Below are 16,949 nucleotides of genomic sequence, written 5' to 3'. Positions count from 1 at the left end.
ACGTTTCTCATCAAAAAACACAATGTCACCCAAACCGGCTCGATTGAGGCCTGGCTTTGGCGACGCTGGCAATCCTGGCAGGCTTAAGGGCCGAGCCGTTACGATTGCTGCCGGTTGTACACACGTCGTTTGCGCATATTGCGCACGTTGCGTGTCCCGGCAAGTTTTTTGATAACCCACCGCAGGGTTTGTGCACTATGCACACTCATACCCTGACGGCATGGAGAGAAACATGACCGAACTCGAATTCAAATCGCTGGGCCAGCAAGGCTACAACCGCATCCCCCTGATCGCGGAAGCGTTCGCCGACCTGGAAACCCCGCTCACCCTGTACCTGAAACTGGCACAGGCCCAACAAGGTGGCAAGAACACCTTCCTGCTCGAATCCGTCGTCGGCGGCGAACGCTTCGGCCGCTATTCCTTCATCGGCTTGCCCGCCACGACCGTGTTGCGCAGCTATGGCAAACGCACCGAAATCGTCAAGAACGGCAGCGTGATCGAAGAGCACGAAGGCAATCCGCTCGACTTCATCGAACAATTCCAGTCGCGCTTCAAGGTGGCCCTGCGCCCCGGCATGCCGCGCTTCTGCGGCGGCCTGGCCGGCTACTTCGGCTACGACACCGTGCGCCACATCGAGAAAAAACTCGCCGGCGGCGCGCCGAAAGATGACTTGAAGCTGCCCGACATCCAATTGATGGTGACGGAAGAACTGGCCGTCATCGACAACCTGTCCGGCAAGCTCTACCTGATCGTCTACGCCGACACGACGCAGCCCGAATCGTTTTCGAAAGCGCAGCAGCGCCTGAAGGACTTGCGCATGATGCTGCGCCGCGGTGTCGATGCACCCGTCACCAGCGCTTCCGTGCGCACGGAAACCATCCGCGACTTTTCCAAGGAAGATTACCTGAAGGCCGTCGCCAAGGCGCATGAATACGTGATGGCGGGCGACCTGATGCAGGTGCAGATAGGCCAGCGCATCCGCAAACCTTATGTCGATTCGCCGCTGACCCTGTACCGCGCCTTGCGTTCGCTCAACCCGTCGCCGTATATGTACTTCTATAATTTCGGTGACATGCAGATCATCGGCGCCTCGCCGGAAATTCTGGTGCGCAACGAAAAGACGGCGGACGGCGGCAAGAAAGTCACCTTGCGCCCCATCGCCGGCACCCGTCCGCGCGGCGCCACGCCAGAGCGCGATGCCGAGCTGTCGGCCGAACTGCTGGCCGACCCGAAAGAGATCGCCGAGCACGTGATGCTGATCGACCTGGCGCGCAACGACATCGGCCGCATCGCCGAGACGGGCAGCGTGCAAGTCACCGACCGCATGGTCATCGAAAAATACTCGCACGTGCAGCACATCGTCTCGAACGTGGAAGGCACCCTCAAGGAGGGCCTGTCGAACCTGGACGTGCTGCGCGCGACCTTCCCCGCCGGCACCCTGACGGGCGCGCCGAAAGTGCGCGCCATGGAAGTGATCGACGAACTGGAAATCACCAAGCGCGGCATCTACGGCGGCGCCTGCGGCTACCTGTCGTTTGGCGGCGAAATGGATGTGGCGATCGCCATCCGCACGGGCGTGGTCAAGGACGGCATGCTGTACGTGCAGGCCGCGGCCGGCATCGTGGCCGACTCCATCCCCGAAATGGAATGGCAGGAAACGGAAAACAAGGCGCGCGCCGTACTGCGCGCCGCCGAACAAGTGCAAGATGGCCTGGATGGAGGGTTTTAAGATGCTGCTGATGATCGACAACTACGACTCCTTCACCTACAACATCGTGCAGTATTTCGGCGAGTTGGGCGAAGACGTGCGGGTCTACCGCAACGATGAAATCACGATCGCACAGATCGAGGCGCTGAACCCGGACCGCATCTGCATCTCGCCCGGTCCGAAAGCGCCGGCACAGGCCGGCATTTCCGTGGAAGTGCTCAAGCACTTCGCCGGCAAGAAACCGATACTGGGCGTGTGCCTGGGCCACCAGGCCATCGGCGAAGCGTTTGGCGGCAACGTCATCCGCGCCAAGCAAGTCATGCATGGCAAGACTTCCTTCATCGCGCATACGGGCGTGGGCGTTTTCAAAGACTTGCCCAGCCCCTTCACAGTGATCCGCTACCACTCTTTGGCGATCGAACGCGCCTCGCTGCCTTCCTGCCTGGAAGTGACGGCGTGGACGGACGACGGCGAAATCATGGGCGTGCGCCACCGGGAATACGACATCGAGGGCGTGCAGTTCCACCCCGAGTCGATCCTCTCGGAGCACGGCCACGCCCTGCTGAAGAACTTTCTCGAGCGCTGATTTTCCGCGCACGCCACGGCGTGCCATCAGTGTCCTCCTGCGCCATCATTGAAGAAGGAAGCATCATGCCGATCACACCACAAGAAGCCCTGCTGCGCTGCATCGAACACCGCGAAATTTTTCACGACGAAATGCTGTACCTGTTCCGCCAGATCATGTCCGGCGAAATGTCGCCCACCATGATCGCGGCGCTGACCATGGGTTTGCGCGTGAAAAAGGAAACCATCGGCGAAATCGCCGCCGCCGCGCAAGTGATGCGCGAGTTTTCCACCAAGGTGCCCATGGCCGACACCACCAACCTGCTCGACATCGTCGGCACGGGCGGCGACGGCGCGCACACCTTCAATATTTCCACCGCCTCGATGTTCGTGGCGGCGGCAGCCGGCGCGCGCGTGGCCAAGCATGGCGGGCGCAGCGTCTCTTCCTCGTCCGGCAGCGCCGACGTGCTCGATTCCCTGGGCGTCAACATCAACCTGCAGCCCGAGCAGATCGCCCAGTCGATCGCGCAAACGGGCATCGGCTTCATGTATGCGCCCAACCACCACGCGGCCATGAAGCATGCGGCGCCCGTACGCAAGGAGCTGGGCGTGCGCACCATCTTCAATATCCTGGGCCCCTTGACGAATCCGGCCGGCGCGCCGAACATTCTGATGGGCGTGTTCCACGCTGACCTGGTCGGCATCCAGGTGCGCGTGCTGCAGCGCCTGGGCGCCCAGCACGCCATCGTCGTGTATGGCCGCGACAACATGGATGAAGTGTCGCTGGGCGCGGCCACCATGGTCGGTGAACTGGTCAACGGCGAAATCCGCGAATATGAAATCCATCCGGAAGACTTCGGCATGTCGATGATCGCCAGCCGCAACCTGAAGGTGGCCGATTCCATCGAATCGAAAGCGAAGATGATGGAAGCGCTGCGCGGCGAGCCCGGTGCCGCCGCCGACATCGTCGCCCTGAACGCGGGCACGGCGCTGTACGCGGCTGGCGTGGCCAGTTCGATCGAAGACGGCCTGGCGCGCGCGCGCACCGCCGTCAGCTCGGGCGCGGCCCTGGCGAAACTCGCTCAATTCGTGCAGGTCACGCAACAGCTGGGCACCCCGGCACAAGCGTAAGCTGCCGCCCTCCTTTATAGAATAGCGACCATCATGTCCGACATACTCGATAAAATCCTGGCCGTGAAAGCCGATGAAGTGGCCAAGGCCAAGGCCCGCCGCAGCCTGGCCAGCCTGCGCGGCGACGTGGAAAGCGACAGCGCCCTGCGCGCCGGCCTGCGCGGCTTTGAAGCGAGCCTGCGCCAGCACATCGCCGCCGGCAAGCCCGGCATCATCGCCGAAGTAAAAAAAGCGTCGCCGTCGAAAGGGGTCATTCGCGCCGACTTCCGCCCGTCTGATATCGCCGCCAGCTATGCGGCGCATGGCGCGGCCTGCCTGTCCGTGCTGACGGATGAACAGTTCTTCCAGGGATCCGTGGAGTACCTGCAGCAGGCGCGCGCCGCCTGCGCCATCCCCGTGCTGCGCAAGGATTTCATGGTCGACATGTACCAGATCTATGAAGCGCGCGCCATGGGCGCCGACTGCATCCTCCTGATCGTCGCGGCGCTCGACCATGGCCTGATGGCGGAAATGGAAGCGTGCGCCCACGAACTGGGCATGGGCGTGCTGATCGAAAGCCACGACGGCGACGAACTGACGGCGGCCCTGAAACTCAAGAGCGCGTTGATCGGCATCAACAACCGCAACCTGCGCACCTTCGAAACGTCGCTCGACACGACCATCAAGCTGTTACCGCGCATCCCGCAAGACAAATTGATCATCACGGAATCGGGCATCCACGGCACGGCCGACGTGCAACGCATGCGCGATGCGCACATCCACAGCTTCCTCGTGGGCGAAGCGTTCATGCGCGCGCCCGACCCCGGCGTGGAGCTGGAACGCCTGTTCAGTTAAACCATGGTAGGCTGGCGGTCATGAGACACGGAATTATCGTCCTTGCCGCCGCCAGCCTGCTGTCGGCCTGCCAGACTGCGGCCCCGCCGGCGGTACGCACGCCCGCAACCATGCCCACGCCTGCCGCGATACAGCTCGCGGCCAGCATCGACGCCTACAAGGCGCTGGTAGCGCAGCAGATCATGGCGGCCAACACAGAATACACGTTCAGCGGGCGCCTGCCGCCCATGCTGCCGGCCATCGTCGTGCTCGACCTGAGCGTGGGCCCGGACGGCGAGCTGAAAAGCGTGCACGTGCACCGTTCACGCGACAGCGAAGCATCGGCCGCGGCGCTGGCCGCCGTGCGTCGCGTGCCAGCGTTCTTTCCGCCAGCGGCGCACCTGATGCGCCGCCACGCCCGGACCTTCGATTTCTCCGAAACCTTCCTGTTCAACGACCAGTACCGCTTCCAGCTGCGGAGCTTATCCGGTCCACAGTAAACGCGGCGGTATCGAGTTCGATGCGGTCGCGCCCCCGTTCCTTGGCCAGGTACAGGGCCGCATCGGCGCGCGACAACAGCTGTTCCAGCCCTTCCACCACAGACGCCTGGCAAGCGACGCCAATGCTGACCGTACACGGTGGCAGCCCCGCATGACTGGGCTCGCGCAGCAAGGCGCGGATGCGTTCGGCCACGCCCAACGCATCATGCGCCGGCATGTCCGGCATCAGCACGACGAACTCCTCGCCGCCGAAACGCGCCACGCAATCCGACTCGCGCAGGGCGTCTTTGACAACGGTGGCAACATGCGCCAGCACCTGGTCGCCCACCGCGTGACCGTAGCGGTCATTGATCGATTTGAAGTAATCGAGGTCGATGCTGAGCAATGTCAACGGCAAGCGGCGGCGGCGCAGATTGTCTATCTCGCGCGCATAGGCGTCGCCAAAACCGCGCCGGTTCAGCACCTGGGTCAGCGGATCGTGGGTCGAGCGGCGCTCCAGTATCTGCTGCAGGCGGCGCGTCGCCACCGTCATGAAGCCCACCGTCAGCAGCAGCGCCATGAAATTGGCGACCGCCAGATAGATGCCGGCCGGCGTGCCGGCCACCGCCAGGTTCACGCTGGCGCCGCCATGCAGCAAGGCAGACACGCCGCGCGCCAGCACCACGACAGCTTGCATCAGCATCAGCGCGGCAAAGAAAAAACTCGAGAAATGGCGCTCGCCATGGCGCCACACCAGTTGCACCTGGCGCGCATAAAACAGAAAGACCAGCAGGGAAAAGACCGCCACGCGCGCCGAGAAATCGGGGTGCACCAGCAACCACCAGCTATTGCCGGCGATGGCCAGGGCAAGTATCAGCAGATAGGCGCGGCGGCTGGGCGCCAGGCCAAAGAATTTCTCCGTGCCCAGCATCGACAGGCCGATGCCGGCCACCAGCGCCGCATTGGCCGCGATCATGGACAATGCCGGCGGCAGCACTTCGCGCGTGCCGAACAGCAGCGACGCGCATACCAGCAACAGCAAGCCGGCCGCCCAATGCCCCAGACCATGCACCTCGCGCCGGAAACTGCGATACACCGAAAACATGACGATGCTCATAGCCCCGCACATCAGGGTCGTCATCAGCATAATCGTTCGGGGATCGAGGGTTTGCACGTTGGGTGCGATCTAAAAGAAGCGGTTCGGCAATTTTAGTTTAGTTAAAGAAAAATTAGTTCATTTGCAGTAAATATGATGGCAAGCCGCCAGTTTCGTCGGATAAATTGCATTTGAGAAATTGTTGCTTGAAATAAAAAACCGGCCAGTGATGGCCGGTTTTCTGTCTTACTGCATGAGCATCATGCCGCGCTAGGACGCTTCGGCCCCGTGGCTTTCTTTGGCGCCGGCAGCAGCGCCAGGCTGACGCCGGGCACGCGGTCGCCCTGCAATACGGCGACAAACGTCATCAGCTCGTCGCGGCGGAAGGCGTGGATGGCCACCCTGGCGCCGACGGCGTAACGGCCCAGCAAGGTGTCCAGGTTCGCCGGGTTGCCCGTCACGCGCAAGCCGTCGACGGCCACCAGCACGTCGCCCGCCGACAGGCCGGCCACGTGGGCGGCGCCGCCCTGGTGCACCTGCGCCAGCTTGGCGTCGTTACCGTCGCGGCCCAGGTTGACGTCCAGGCTGGCTTTTTCCGCCTTGCGCGCATCGCTGTATTTCACGCCGAACGGCGCCAGCAGGCGCGCCAGCGGCACGTCGTCCGTGCCGCGGATGTAGCGCTCGAAGAACGGTTTCATGCGCGTGCCGGAGACCTCATCGAACAGGGCTTCGACTTCGGCCGGCGTCACGCCGCGCGCTTTACCCTTGTAGAAATCGCGGCCATAACGCTGCCACAGCGCCTGCATCACGTCGTCCAGCGATTTTTCGCCATTCGTCTTGCTGCGTAAAGTCAAATCGAAAGCCAGCGCGATCAGCGAACCCTTGGTGTAGTAGCTGACGATGGCGTTCGGCGCGTTTTCATCCTGGCGGTAGTACTTGCCCCAGGCGTCGAAGCTGGAATCGGCCACGCTTTGCTTGGTGCGGCCGCTGCCGCGCAAGACGCTGTTGACGGTCTTCCCCAGCAGCTTGAAATAGGCCGCTTCATCGATCAGGCCCGCGCGCACCAGCATCAGGTCGTCGTAATAGCTGGTGAAGCCTTCGAACAGCCACAGCAGCGGCGAATAACTTTCCGCCTGCAGGTTGTATGGCGCGAAGGCGGCCGGCTTGATGCGCTTGACGTTCCAGGTGTGGAAGTACTCATGGCTGCACAGGCCCAGGAATTTCAGGTAGCCGTCGCCGATCTCGGTGCTGGTCGACGCCGTCGTCGGCAGGTCGGCGCGGGCGCAGATCAGCGCCGTCGAGGCACGGTGTTCGAGGCCGCCGTAACCGTCGCCGACGGCCATGGTCATGAACACATAGCGGTCCATCGGCGCTTTCTTTGTCTTCGGCTCGAAGAAGGCGATCTGCGTTTCGCAGATGGCCTTCAGGTCGCGGCACAAGCGGGCCAGGTCCAGGTTCGGCACCTTGCCCGTGACGACGATATCGTGCGGCACGCCATGCGCGGTGAAGGTGGCCAGCGCGAAGTCGCCCATCTCCACCGGGTGGTCGATCAGCTCATCGTAGTTGGCCGCCTGGTAGCTGCCGAAGCCATAGCGTTTCGCTTTCAGTTCCGGCAGGGTGGTGGCCACCTTCCACGTCTTGCAGGCCGCATCCTTCGGCTGCACGATGTGCACTTCGTGCGGCTCGGCCTCCTGGCCCAGCACGCGCAGGAACACGCTGGTGCCGTTGAAGAAGCCGTGGTTCTGGTCCAGGTGGGCGGCGCGCACGGACAAATCCCAGGCATACACGTCATATTCGACGGTCAACGGGCCCTTGCACGGGGCGGCTTGCCACGAATGCTTGTCCAGCTTGGTCAGCGCCACGGCCTTGCCATCGGACTCGGCGCGGATGCTGACGATATTGCGCGAAAATTCGCGGATCATGTAGCTGCCCGGGATCCAGGCCGGCAAGGCAAATACCTGGCCGATGGCGGCCGGCGCCTTGACGGTCAACGTCACCTTGAACATGTGGCCGGCCAGGTCGGCTGCGGCGATGCTGTAGATGATGCCGGCGGCCGGTGTGGTTTTCACTGCGGTTTTCGCTACGGCTTTGCTTGTGGCTTTGCCGCTTGCCTTGGCTCCCGCCTTGGCGGTGATTTTTTGAATCGGTGCTTTCTTCATGTTTTCCTCGTGTCTGGCTTATCTTCCCGGGAGCGCCACTGCCCCGCGTTACAAATCGTCAGGTGTATCAATATCGCGCAAGATGCCGCCGTCGTCCACTGTCACTTCGCACACGGTATGGCTGTTGACGATGCTGCGCGCCCCCTGGTCGCCATCGAGCGCCAGCAGCAGCGGCAAGTGAAAGGTACTGAACGCGACAGGATTGCCGCGTCGGCCCTGGAACACGGGCACGGCGATGCGCGCGCCATCGCCGATGGCTTGCGACAAGGCGGCGATTGTAGCCGCTTCCACAAAAGGCATGTCGCCCAGCGCGATCAGCCAGCCCGGCGCGCCGCGCACGTAATCGATGGCGCAGGTGAGCGAGGCGGCCATGCCCGTGTCGGCATCATGGCAGACGCGCACTTCGCAGCCCAGCGCCCCAAGCACGCGCGCCACCTGAGTGTCGTCGGCGCGCACCACGGCCAGCACGCGCGGCAGGGCGGCCAGCATGTTCGTGGCCGCCGCCGCCACCACGGGCAAGCCCGCGTGCGGGCCTTCCGCCAACGGCTGCAATAATTTGTTTTGCACGCCGGAAGGGTCGAACCTGCGTCCCCTTCCGGCTGCCAGCAAGATGCCGACCGTACTCAAGAAACCGCTGCCGTCATGCGGCCGCCAGGTCGAACGGCAGCTTGCGCAGGCGCTTGCCCGTCAGGGCGAACAGCGCGTTGGCAAACGCGGGCGCCAGCGGCGGCACGCCCGGTTCGCCCATGCCCGTCGGCGCATCGCCCGAGGGCACCAGGTGTACCTCGATCACCGGCATGTCGGGCATGCGCGGCACCGGGTAGTCGCCGAAGTTCTGCTGCTCCACCACGCCATCCTTGAGCGTGATGGCCGCGCCGGGTATCGTCATGCCCAGCGCCATCAGCGCGGCGCCCTGCACCTGTGCCTCGATCGTCAGCGGATTGACGGCCAGGTTGCAATGCACGCCCGCCCATACCTGGTGCAGCTTGGGCGCGCCTTCGACCACGGAGGCCGTCACTACGTAGGCGACCACGGAGTTGAACGACTCGTGCATGGCCACGCCCCAGGCTTGCCCCTTCGGCAGCTTCTTCTTGCCGTAGCCGGACTTGGCCACGGCCAGGTCCAGCGCGGCAACGTGGCGCGTGTGCTTGGCGTCGATCAGCTGCTTGCGGTAGGCGACGGGGTCCATCTTCGCCACGTGCGCCGCCTCGTCGATCAGGGTTTCCATGACGAAGGCCGTGTGCGTCGAGCCGACGGAGCGCCACCACAGCACGGGCACGTTGGCCTTGGCCGTATGCACGGACAGCTTCATCGGCAGGGTGTAGGGCTCGCCCATGCCTTCGACCATGGTGCCGTCGACGCCATTTTTCACCATGAAGGCTTCGAACGGCGTGCCGGCCATGATGGACTGGCCCACGATGGTATGGTCCCAGGCGAGGATTTTCCCTTTGGCGTCGAGGCCGATCTGCGCGCGGTGCACGTGCGACGGCCGGTAGTAGCCGCCCTTGATGTCATCCTCGCGGCTCCACATCAGCTTTAACGGGCCGCTCTTGCCCGCCGCCCGATAAGCCTTGGCGACGTTGACGGCTTCGACCACGTAGTCGGACGAGGGCACGGCGCGCCGGCCGAAGCCGCCGCCCGCCATCATCGTGTGCAGCGTCACCTGCTCCGGTTTCAGGCCGGAGGTGGCGGCAATCGCCGCCTGGTCGCCCGTCTGGAATTGCGAACCGACCCACATCGTGCATTTGTCGGCCTGCAGGTCGACGACGCAGTTGAGCGGCTCCATCGGCGCGTGCGCCAGGTAGGGAAATTCGTAGACGGCTTCGATCTTTTTCGGCGCCGAGGCCAGCTTGGCCATGTCTGCAGGCCTGGCGACCGTGCCCGGCGTTTTCGCCAGCGCCTTGAAGGCCGCCAGCTGCTTGTCGCTGCTGACCTTTTCCACGGCGCTCGTGTCCCATTCGATCACCAGCGCATCGCGCCCCTGTTTGGCCGGCCAGTAGCCGTCGGCGATGACGGCCACGCCGCTGCCGCCACGGTCGGTTTTGACTTCCAGCACGTCCAGCACGCCCTTGACGGCCTTGGCCTTGCTGGCGTCGAATTTCGCCACTTTCGCACCAAACACGGGCGGGCGCGCCACCATGGCCACTTTCGCGCCGGGCGGCTTGAAGTCGATGCCGAACTGCTGCTTGCCCGTGGATTTGGCGGCCGCGTCCAGGCGTTTCACGGGTTTGCCGATGATGGCAAAGTCGCGCGGGTCCTTCAGCTTGACGCTGGCGGGCACGCTCTGGCGCATGGCCGCGTCGGCAAGTTCGCCATACGTCGCCTTTTGTCCGCCGGGGCCGTACAGCACACCCTTGGCGGCGCGCACCTGGTCAGGGTTCACTTTCCACTGTGCGGCGGCGGCGCCCACCAGCATGGCGCGCGCCTTGGCGCCGATTTCGCGGTACTGCGTAAACGAATGGGCGATGCTGCCCGAACCGCCCGTCATCTGCATGCCGTAGGCGGCATCCTTGTACTGCTCGCCGGCCGGCGCCAGTGCGCCATGCACCAGGCTCCAATCGGCGTCGAGTTCCTCGGCGATCAGCATGGGCAAGCTCGTTTGCACGCCCTGGCCAAATTCCAGCCGGTTCACCTGCACCGTCACCGTGTTATCGGGGGCGATGTGCAAGAAGGCGTTCGGTGCGTACACGGGCTTGGCGGGTGCGGCATCGGCCGCCTGCGCCAGCTTTCCTGCGCCGGGCAGGAAAAAGCCCAGCATCAAGCCGCCGCCGGCCACCGCGCCGGCCTTCATGAAACCGCGCCGCGACACGCCATCCGCCACGGCAACAGGCGCCGATACCAGAGCCGCGCCCAGGGTCACCCCGCCATGCTGCAATGCTTCCTGATTCAACCATTCGATACGCATGTCGCTCTCCTCATGCCAGGGTCTTGGCCGCGTCCTTGATGGCGGCGCGGATCCGTTGATAGGTGCCGCAGCGGCAGATATTGCCGCTCATGGCGCCGTCGATGTCGGCATCGCTGGGCGCCTTGTTGGTGCGCAACAGCGCCGTGGCGCTCATCACCTGGCCGCTTTGACAGTAGCCGCATTGCGGCACGTCGTGCTGCACCCACGCCGCCTGCACGGCCTTGCCCACCTGATCGTTTTCCATCGCTTCGATGGTGGTGATCTTTTGCGCGCCGACGGAGGAAATCGGTGTGATGCATGAGCGGATGGCCTGGCCGTCGAGGTGCACCGTGCAGGCGCCGCACAGCGCCATGCCGCAGCCGAATTTGGTGCCCGTCATGTTCAGGTTATCGCGCAGCGCCCACAGGATGGGCGTGGAAGGATCGGCATCGACCTGCGTGTCGCGTCCGTTGATATTCAAGGTAATCATCTGCTGCTTCTCCTTTTTGAATTGTTATGGCGTCTACAAACAACACTTGATGATACGACAGCGGAAAAAAGTGCAAAAAAAAGCGCGCCTTGCGAGGGCGCGCCGTCCAGCCTTCCTGGCGACAGCCCGGATTACTTAATGGTCGAGAATTTCTGTTCCAGCGTTTTCGCATCGACTGCGCCCGGAATGCGGCTGCCGTCGGCAAAGAAGATGGCAGGCGTGCCCGAGACGCGCAATTGCTGGCCCAGGGCCAGGATTTTTTCATGCGGATTGGCGCAGGTGGCGGCCACCGTGGCTGGCGCCTTGCCGTTCAACATCCAGTCATCCCATGCCTTGTTGCGGTCCGGCGCGCACCAGACATTGCGCGACTTGACGATGGAGTCCGGCGACAGGATGTTGTACATGAAGGTGTAGACGGTGACGTTGTCGATTTCCTTCAGCGCGTTCTGGCGGAAACGCTTGCAATAGCCGCAGTTCGGATCTTCGAACACGGCGATCACGCGCTTGCCATTGCCCTTGACGGTCTTCATGGCGGAATCGAGCGGCAAGTCGGAGAACTTGATGCGGTTGACTTCATCCAGGCGCACCTTGGTCAGGTCCTGCGACGTCTTGGCGTCGAAGACGTGGCCGACGAACAGGTATTGCGCGGCCTTGTCCGTGTACAGGATGTCGCCGCCCGTGCGCACTTCGTACAGGCCGCCGTACGGGGTTTCCTTGACCGAATCGACCTTGGCGCCTTCGCCCAGGCGCGGCTCGATCAGCTTTTTGATGTTCGCTTCCGTTGGCGTTTCCGCGCCGGCGCACGACATCATCAGGCCCGAGGCCATCAGCAAGGCGATTTTGCTCATGCTTCTGTTCATTGTTATCACTATCACTTCTCCACTTGAAACGCCTGGCGGGACTGGCCTCTGGCCCGGCATCGTTATCTCTTTGACAAAACGATCGCCGCAGACCAGCTGCGGCGACCTTGAATTTTCACATCTGCCATTATCCGGCGATATCTTAAGATTCGCTGATATTTACTGATGTCCCAATGCGTGCGCAATCATTTTCCGCTTCAGGGCCGGTAATTTATCCAGCAAGTTTAATCCCAAATTGCGAACCACGCGCAACGGCTCCAGGTCGGCGCCGAATAATCGCGCCAGGCCATCGGTGGCCAGCTGCATCAACAGCACGTCTTCCTTGCGCGCGCGCGCATAGCGGGCCAGCACGCGCTCGTCGCCGATGCCGCGGTGCGCTTCGCGTTCGCTGATCGTCTTGACCAGCTGCGCCACGTCGGCAAAGCCCAGGTTCATGCCGTGGCCGGCCATCGGGTGGACCACGTGGGCGGCGTCGCCCACCAGGGCCACGCGCGGCGCCACCATGGCGTGCGGGCGCATCAGGGTCAGGGGAAATGCGCGCACCAGCTCCGGCTGCAGCGGCGTGAGCTTGCCCAGTTTGTCGTGGCAGTAGGCGGCCAGGCGCGCGGCCAGGGCATCGGCCGATTCGGCCATCAAGGTGTCGGCCAGCGCATCGGGCGCCGACCAGACCAGCGAGACGCGGTCGCCCGGCAGCGGCAGCAGCGCGACGATGCCTTCGCTGCCCGTGAACCACTGGTGGGCCGCGCCATGGTGCGGCTTTTCGCAGGCGAAGTTGCTGACCACCCCGCGCTGGCCGTAGGAGCGGTAATCGAGGCCGATATCGCACTGGCCCCGCACCCACGACTGGGCGCCATCCGCGCCCACTACCAATGCGCAAGTGATGGTGTCGCCGCCATCGAGATGCACGATGGCCGAGTCGTTCGTCCATTCCAGGCGGCTGGCGCGGCCCTGCACCACGCTGACGTTCGGCGCGAATTTCAGGGCGGCGTCCAGCGCCTGGCCCAGGTTGCGGTCTTCGACGATCCACGCCAGCGTGCCCACATGGGCGCCGTAGGCGTCGAAACCGAGTCCGCCCGCCTGCGCGCCGTCGCCGTTGACCAGCATGGCGTCGACCGGCGCCACCCTGTCGGCCTCCAGGGCGCCCCATACCTTCAGCGACGACAGCAGCTGGTGCGCCGTGTGATTGAGCGCATACACGCGCACATCCCAGCTGGCCTCGACCGGCTTGGCGGCCGAAGGGGATGTGGGCGCGGGCGGGCTCACCGGGGATAACAGGGTGACGCTTTGTCCTGCCTGGGCAAACGCCAGCGCCGTGGTTTTCGCGATGGCGCCATTGCCGACGATGCAAACGTCGCTGTGGCTATGCATGAAGCGCCGCATGGTGGGGGGAGTGGGACTGTTCATGGGATCATTATAGCGTTTGCCCCACCCTTTTCAGATAGTCCGGAAGTACAGGACGCATGCCCCAGATCAAGCGATGCCATGAAAGACGGGCAGCACGTGGTCCGCGATCTCCTGCATCGTCTCGGCCAGCGGGCGGCGGTTCTGCCGCAGCTGCAAGCCGATATGCCGCACGCCGGCCGCGCGCATGGCGTGCAGCTCGGCGATCAGGCCAGCGCGCCCCGTGCGCCCGCCAAAACGGAAGCGCTGCAGCGGCAAATTCGGGTCTTCGTCCAGGTCCAGGTGGATGAAGCTGACGTAGGGTTTATCTTCCCCGGCGACGGCGCGCCATTGCGCCGCACGCCGCGCATGGTCTTCCGGCGTGCCCGGATAGGCGAGCCAGCCATCCATCTGCGCCCCGATCCAGGCGGGCGACTGCTGCGCCAGGCCCGCCACCAGCAGCGGCAACGGTGCGGACGGTTTGGGCAGCAGCCGGATGCCGGGCGGCAGGCGCCTCTCTCCCCAGTCGCGCAGCATGGCCACCTGTTCGCGGAAGGCGGCGCCGCGCTGCTCGAAATCGCGCCCAAACACGGGGTACTCGACGGGCCGGTCGCCGCTGGCCACGCCCAGCAGCAAACGTCCGCCGCTCAACTGGTCGACGCTGGCCGCCGCCTTCAGGGTCAAGACGGGCTCGCGCAGGGGCAGCACCACGGCGGCCGTGCCCAGCAAGATGTTCTCCGTGATGCCGGCCAGGTAGCCAAGATAGGTAAACACCTCGAAGACCTGGGCCGCGTCGCCGAACGACGGGTCATATAAAGGCACGTCGCGCAGCCACAAGGCCCTGAAACCGAGGCGGTCGGCCAGCTTTGCCAGCGCCGCATGCTGTTGCAGGTCCGGTTCGCCCGGCACGCGGCCGGACGCCGCATTCGCCTGGCGTCCCGCGGACGACCAGTCATTATCGAGCGGCAGTTCCAGCCCGATGCTGAAACCGCCCTGCCCCAGCTTCGTCATGGCGCCCATCTCAATCCCACTGCGGCGCCAGGCCGTCCGGGTTGGCCAGGCGCTCGCCCCGCTCCAGGGTCGCCATCTGTGCCATCTCGTCCGGCGACAGGGTGATGCGCCGGAAATGCAGGTTCGCTTCCAGGTTGGCCCGTTTGGTGGACGAGGGAATCACGGCAAAGCCCTGCTGCAGCGACCAGCTCAGGGCCACCTGCGCCGGCGTCACGTCGTGCTTCGCGGCGATGGCGGCGATCACGGGGTCGGCAACCACCTTGCCGTACGCGAGCGGCATGTAGGCCGTGATGTGGATGCCCTGGCTGCGCGCGAAATCGATGACGGTGGGGTTTTGCAAAAACGGGTGGATCTCGACCTGCTGCGTGGCGATTTCTGCCGCGCCCACCGCAGCGATGGCTTGCCGCAGCTGCCCATTCGTGAAATTCGATACGCCGATGGCCTTGGTCAGCCCCTGCGCCTTGGCGTCCGCCAGCGCCGCCATGTATTCGGCCACGGGAATGGCGTCCTGCGGCGACGGCCAGTGGATCAGGGTCAGGTCCAGTTGCTCCAGCTGCAACTTGTGCAGGCTGTCTTTCAGGCTGGGAATCAGTTTGTCGCGCTGCAGGTTCTCGATCCATATCTTGGTGGTGACGAACAGCTCGTCGCGCGGGACGGGGCTGGCGGCGATCGCCTGGCCCACTTCGGCTTCGTTGCCGTAGATTTGCGCCGTGTCGATATGGCGGTAGCCGACCTCGAGACCCGTGGTGACGGAATCGATGACGACCTGGCCCTGCAGGCGGAAGGTGCCCAGGCCGATTTCTGGGATGGCAGTGTGTCGGGTAGTCGTGTTCATGCGGTAATCCTCTCAAGTCAGTGTCGATGGCCACACTATGCGCCCATCCTTTGTTGAGAAAAATACCGCTGATATCAAATCATATTTGACTCACAAGCAAGTAAAGCCATGCCCTGGCAGGAAATCGGGGAAAAGTCGCAGCCGGCTCTTGCATTCCCATTTTGGTCTGCTATAATTCGCCACCTTGGCCTGGTAGCTCAGTCGGTAGAGCAGAGGATTGAAAATCCTTGTGTCGGTGGTTCGATTCCGCCCCGGGCCACCAAGAATTCGTTTTACGTTCAAAAACGCCACCTTCGGGTGGCGTTTTTGTTTCTGCAGCATTTGTATTCCACGCAGGCCGTTTCCGGCCCGCAACCACTCCCCCGGCGCCGTCAGCGCCGGGCAATCCCCCTCTTACCACATCAAATCATCGGGAATCTGGAACGCCGCGTACGGATCGTCCTCATCCACTTCCGTGCTGGCCTGTTTCACGCGCACGACGATGGCGGGGTCGCGTTCGGCGATCTTGTCGGCGATGATGCGCGGCACCAGTTCCACTGCGCCGTTCAGGCAGATGATGACCAGGCGGCCCGCCACCAGGTGGGCTTGCACGGCGGCCGTCACGTAGATGCGCTCGATCTTGTTATTAAATGTAAAGTTGTACGGCACGTCGCCGTTGTTGCCCTTGCTCTGGCGGTTCTTTTGCACCATTTGCGCGATCTGCGCCACGATGGCTTTCTGGTTGGCGGCCGCGTCGCGCTGGGCATTCAGTTCGCGCGCGCGCTCGGCGTTCTTGCGCTGGGTCTCGAGCGCGGCCAGGCGCACCTCGTCGACGCTTTGCGTGCCGCTCTTGCGCTCGTCCTTTTTCTGCTTGCTCTTGTCCTGGTTGGCCAGCTTGACCTTCTTCTTGTCGACCAGGCCGGCCTTTAAAAACTGCTCTTGCAACGAGACCATAACTACTCCGTATTGAGGGTGCGCCGGCCAAGGCAGCGGCATCGGCCGGTGGAAAGACGCTAGCATAGCAAAAAACAGCGGCGCTGCCGCCGTAACATGGCTGCCCGGGCCAGCCGGCGAGCGCCTTCTGCCTGCCAGTAACAAAAAGACACACTCGAGTGGAAATTTTGTTGATAAATGTCATATAGTTAGTTACGTTTTGCATATCGGCAGTTGTCTGCCGGTTGCACGTCCCCTTCCACTGACTGCGTCTACAAGGATTTGCCATGAAACAATTAATCGCCCTCTGCATCGCCGCCGCGTTTGCCAGCACCGCCTTTGCCGCCGCACCGGAAGCGGCGCCCGTCGCCAAGACGGCCCAACAATCGAAGATGACGACCTGCAATGCGGATGCCGCCGGCAAGAAAGGCGATGAACGCAAGACCTTCATGAAGGAATGCCTGAGCGCCAAGCCGGCACCGGCCATGACGCAGCAAAACAAGATGAAAGCGTGCAATGTCGACGCCAAGGACATGAAGGGCGATGCCCGCAAAGCCTTCATGAAGGAATGCCTGAGCGCGCCGAAGAAATAAGCGCCTCGCCTGTTTGCCCCCCCCCAACGCCAGC

At 63.6% G+C, this 16,949-nt stretch carries 16 protein-coding genes and 1 tRNA gene; 7 read left to right on the top strand and 10 right to left on the bottom strand.

What is annotated here, in order from left to right; translation table 11 throughout:
- Positions 1-232 precede the first annotated feature (232 nt).
- The 5 genes from trpE to BZG29_RS04450 all read left to right on the top strand — a co-directional run bounded on the left by trpE (position 233) and on the right by BZG29_RS04450 (position 4,716).
- Complete coding sequence (gene trpE / locus BZG29_RS04470; RefSeq protein WP_077399327.1) at positions 233-1,729, top strand: anthranilate synthase component I; 1,497 nt, start codon at positions 233-235, stop codon at positions 1,727-1,729.
- A gap of 1 nt (position 1,730) precedes the next feature.
- A complete protein-coding gene (locus tag BZG29_RS04465; RefSeq protein WP_077399324.1) occupies positions 1,731-2,294 on the top strand; it encodes an aminodeoxychorismate/anthranilate synthase component II in 564 nt (187 codons plus the stop codon).
- Between the two features lie 65 nt (positions 2,295-2,359).
- Positions 2,360-3,403: an anthranilate phosphoribosyltransferase gene (gene trpD, locus BZG29_RS04460; protein ID WP_077399321.1), complete on the top strand. Its 1,044-nt coding sequence runs from the start codon at positions 2,360-2,362 to the stop codon at positions 3,401-3,403.
- Between the two features lie 33 nt (positions 3,404-3,436).
- The gene (gene trpC, locus BZG29_RS04455) at positions 3,437-4,237 is read left to right on the top strand and encodes an indole-3-glycerol phosphate synthase TrpC (RefSeq protein ID WP_077399318.1); all 801 of its coding nucleotides are present in this window, start codon (positions 3,437-3,439) and stop codon (positions 4,235-4,237) included.
- A 20-nt stretch (positions 4,238-4,257) separates the two neighbouring features.
- The gene (locus BZG29_RS04450; protein WP_077399315.1) at positions 4,258-4,716 is read left to right on the top strand and encodes an energy transducer TonB; all 459 of its coding nucleotides are present in this window, start codon (positions 4,258-4,260) and stop codon (positions 4,714-4,716) included.
- Here BZG29_RS04450 and BZG29_RS04445 read toward each other — a convergent pair.
- The 9 genes from BZG29_RS04445 to dkgB all read right to left on the bottom strand — a co-directional run bounded on the left by BZG29_RS04445 (position 4,667) and on the right by dkgB (position 15,410).
- The gene (locus tag BZG29_RS04445) at positions 4,667-5,836 is read right to left on the bottom strand and encodes a GGDEF domain-containing protein (RefSeq protein WP_253192781.1); all 1,170 of its coding nucleotides are present in this window, start codon (positions 5,834-5,836) and stop codon (positions 4,667-4,669) included. The two genes, BZG29_RS04450 and BZG29_RS04445, sit on opposite strands and share 50 nt — an antisense overlap.
- Positions 5,837-6,051: 215 nt before the next feature.
- A complete protein-coding gene (locus BZG29_RS04440) occupies positions 6,052-7,797 on the bottom strand; it encodes a PDZ domain-containing protein (protein WP_253192883.1) in 1,746 nt (581 codons plus the stop codon).
- 201 nt (positions 7,798-7,998) lie between these two features.
- Positions 7,999-8,577, bottom strand: a complete 579-nt coding sequence (locus BZG29_RS04435; protein WP_077399308.1) for a nucleotidyltransferase family protein — start codon at positions 8,575-8,577, stop codon at positions 7,999-8,001.
- Positions 8,578-8,590: 13 nt separating this feature from the next.
- The gene (locus tag BZG29_RS04430) at positions 8,591-10,855 is read right to left on the bottom strand and encodes a xanthine dehydrogenase family protein molybdopterin-binding subunit (RefSeq protein ID WP_077399305.1); all 2,265 of its coding nucleotides are present in this window, start codon (positions 10,853-10,855) and stop codon (positions 8,591-8,593) included.
- A gap of 10 nt (positions 10,856-10,865) precedes the next feature.
- Positions 10,866-11,324 (bottom strand): (2Fe-2S)-binding protein, encoded by a 459-nt coding sequence (locus tag BZG29_RS04425; protein ID WP_077399302.1) that lies wholly within the window; start codon positions 11,322-11,324, stop codon positions 10,866-10,868.
- 131 nt (positions 11,325-11,455) lie between these two features.
- A complete protein-coding gene (locus BZG29_RS04420) occupies positions 11,456-12,172 on the bottom strand; it encodes a DsbC family protein (protein ID WP_230541417.1) in 717 nt (238 codons plus the stop codon).
- Positions 12,173-12,343: 171 nt separating this feature from the next.
- Positions 12,344-13,588, bottom strand: coding sequence for an FAD-dependent monooxygenase (locus tag BZG29_RS04415; RefSeq protein WP_253192780.1), 1,245 nt, complete (start codon positions 13,586-13,588; stop codon positions 12,344-12,346).
- Between the two features lie 66 nt (positions 13,589-13,654).
- A complete protein-coding gene (locus BZG29_RS04410; RefSeq protein ID WP_077399292.1) occupies positions 13,655-14,584 on the bottom strand; it encodes an LLM class oxidoreductase in 930 nt (309 codons plus the stop codon).
- A 1-nt stretch (position 14,585) separates the two neighbouring features.
- Positions 14,586-15,410 carry a 2,5-didehydrogluconate reductase DkgB gene (gene dkgB / locus BZG29_RS04405; protein ID WP_077399289.1) on the bottom strand — a complete coding sequence of 275 codons (825 nt, stop codon included), beginning with the start codon at positions 15,408-15,410 and terminating at the stop codon, positions 14,586-14,588.
- A gap of 186 nt (positions 15,411-15,596) precedes the next feature.
- Here dkgB and BZG29_RS04400 point away from each other — a divergent pair.
- Positions 15,597-15,672 (top strand) — tRNA-Phe (locus tag BZG29_RS04400).
- A gap of 131 nt (positions 15,673-15,803) precedes the next feature.
- Here the strand turns inward: BZG29_RS04400 and BZG29_RS04395 are convergent.
- Positions 15,804-16,343: a DUF2058 domain-containing protein gene (locus BZG29_RS04395; RefSeq protein WP_077399286.1), complete on the bottom strand. Its 540-nt coding sequence runs from the start codon at positions 16,341-16,343 to the stop codon at positions 15,804-15,806.
- A gap of 266 nt (positions 16,344-16,609) precedes the next feature.
- On the opposite strand from BZG29_RS04395, the gene BZG29_RS04390 reads away from it, so the two are divergent.
- Positions 16,610-16,915: a PsiF family protein gene (locus BZG29_RS04390; RefSeq protein WP_046682222.1), complete on the top strand. Its 306-nt coding sequence runs from the start codon at positions 16,610-16,612 to the stop codon at positions 16,913-16,915.
- The last annotated feature ends 34 nt before the right edge of the window (positions 16,916-16,949 follow it).

The sequence above is a fragment of the Janthinobacterium sp. LM6 genome (genome assembly GCF_002002885.1).
GTDB classification, from domain to species: Bacteria; Pseudomonadota; Gammaproteobacteria; order Burkholderiales; family Burkholderiaceae_D; genus Janthinobacterium; species Janthinobacterium kumbetense.
The sequence above is the reverse complement of the archived record's forward strand: the minus strand, read 5'-3'. Positions and strand labels throughout refer to the sequence as shown.